Source organism: Ectobacillus ponti (assembly GCF_024294785.1).
Taxonomy (GTDB): Bacteria; Bacillota; Bacilli; order Bacillales; family Bacillaceae_G; genus Ectobacillus; species Ectobacillus ponti.
In genome coordinates this window covers 1-1,437 of record NZ_JANCLT010000037.1, presented here as the reverse complement: position 1 = coordinate 1,437, position 1,437 = coordinate 1, and the positions used below count along the sequence as shown (strand labels likewise).

At 46.9% G+C, this 1,437-nt stretch carries 1 protein-coding gene and 1 pseudogene; one reads left to right on the top strand and one right to left on the bottom strand.

Annotated elements, in window-relative coordinates:
- Nucleotides 1-593 precede the first annotated feature (593 nt).
- Nucleotides 594-785, bottom strand: a complete 192-nt coding sequence (locus tag NK662_RS24445; RefSeq protein WP_254761318.1) for a Myb-like DNA-binding domain-containing protein — start codon at nucleotides 783-785, stop codon at nucleotides 594-596.
- A 132-nt stretch (nucleotides 786-917) separates the two neighbouring features.
- Between NK662_RS24445 and NK662_RS24440 the strand changes: the two are divergent.
- Nucleotides 918-1,437, top strand: a pseudogene (locus NK662_RS24440) (5-methyltetrahydropteroyltriglutamate--homocysteine S-methyltransferase); the annotation flags it as partial.

Here is a 1,437-nt window from a genome sequence, read left to right as displayed (position 1 = left end):
GTGCGTTCTAAGCTCATGCATGCATGCCTCCATCTCCTAGTTAAGTACTGTATCATCCATCGATCATCGACCGCCTCTAGATTAATTAACTTCGATCATGCAACACCGCATGTTAATTTACGCATGCATATATGTAAAAGCCATCACATCGATCCCCACAACTGAAAATGGAACATTTATGTGTAGGCATCTTAACCAATTCAGAGTTTCAGATGAATATCAAATTTTGTTTTATCAAAATCCAAATCTAAATCAATTTCAGAGCTCCAGATAAAAAGAAATCAATTATTTGTATTGATGCATGCATCTAAATCAATTCATTCAGAGTTTCAAATAAAAAAAGAATCATTAGCTGTTGCCAAATTGGTATATATGAAGAAGAAATTAAATGTGATAAGGGGATAGATGGATGGATGGATATATGCATGTGTGGGTGTTGCATGATAAGAGAGAGAGAAAGAAGAACAAGAACAAGAACAATCAAGAAGAGAAAAAAAAAGAAAGAAAAAGAAGCAGTCGATGGATGGATGGATGTTTGATGGGAAGGAGATATATATAGAGAGAGAGGGAGGCATGCAGTGCATGTAGCTAGGTCACCCGCCACCGCGCAAACCTGAGACCTTTGCTAAGAAATCCCAACGACGTTCCCCGAACAAGCGCACGAACCATACCAGTTGGACGTCCTCCTGCTCCGTCCATGGCCCCTTCCTCATCCTACCTCCTCCACTTACTTCTTCTTCTTCTTCCCCTTCTCTATTCTTCTTCTTCATCTTCGTCTTCATCATCTCGTTGCCTCCTGAACCACACATCATCCTCATCATCATCTCCTCCTCCGCTTCCGCCTCCGCCATCGTCGCCGCTCGCTTCCTCCCCCTCTCCCACGAAAGATGGCGTCTCACATTGTTGGGTACCCCCGCATGGGCCCCAAGAGGGAGCTCAAGTTTGCCCTGGAGTCTTTCTGGGATGGGAAGAGCAGCGCTGAGGATTTGGAGAAGGTTGCGACCGACCTCAGGGCCAGCATCTGGAAGCAAATGGCTGACGCTGGGATCAAGTACATCCCCAGCAACACCTTCTCGTACTATGATCAGGTTCTTGACACGGCTGCCATGCTTGGTGCTGTCCCAGAGCGCTACTCATGGACTGGTGGAGAGATTGGGTTCAGCACCTACTTCTCGATGGCTAGGGGCAATACCACTGTCCCTGCCATGGAGATGACCAAGTGGTTTGACACCAACTACCACTTTATCGTCCCTGAACTTGGTCCCAACACCAAGTTCTCCTACTCTTCCCACAAGGCTGTGAATGAATACAAGGAGGCCAAGGCGCTCGGCGTTGACACCGTGCCAGTACTTGTTGGACCAGTTTCATACTTGTTGCTCTCCAAGCCTGCCAAGGGTGTAGAGAAGTCGTTCGCTCTTCTTTCCCTTCTCAGCAGCG

What these genes read in the sequence shown, in the direction of transcription:
- NK662_RS24445 (WP_254761318.1), bottom strand. Translation starts at nt 785, where the DNA reads ATGATGAAGACGAAGATGAAGAAGAAGAATAGAGAAGGGGAAGAAGAA.